The organism is Flagellimonas flava (assembly GCF_050617915.1).
Lineage (GTDB): Bacteria > Bacteroidota > Bacteroidia > Flavobacteriales > Flavobacteriaceae > Flagellimonas > Flagellimonas flava_A.
Window position 1 is genome coordinate 1 of record NZ_JBODQE010000102.1, and the last position, 253, is coordinate 253.

Genomic DNA, 253 nt, shown 5'->3' on the forward strand with positions numbered 1-253 from the left:
GGAATATCTAGGAAGAACTGCGCCCGGTTCGCCACAAGGGCTGCACGAAAGCCGTCAAAGACCTCCAGCGGAATGCCGTTGGGGTTGCTTTCGGTCTTCGCCATCACCGGCGGAACGGCCCCGATCAGCACCGCCTTGGAGATCCGCCCAGCCTCGGCGCGGGCGGCATAGCGGGCAACCTCACCACCGCCGGTCGAATGCCCGATGTGGATCGCGTTCTTCAGGTCCAGCGCGCGGGCCAGTTCGATCACGT

Annotated in this window: 1 protein-coding gene; it reads right to left on the reverse strand. The window is 64.8% G+C overall.

Annotated features, from left to right (window positions below):
- On the reverse strand, window positions 1–253 hold a 253-nt coding region (locus ACRHOZ_RS21150), incomplete at both ends, for an alpha/beta fold hydrolase (RefSeq protein ID WP_431130303.1).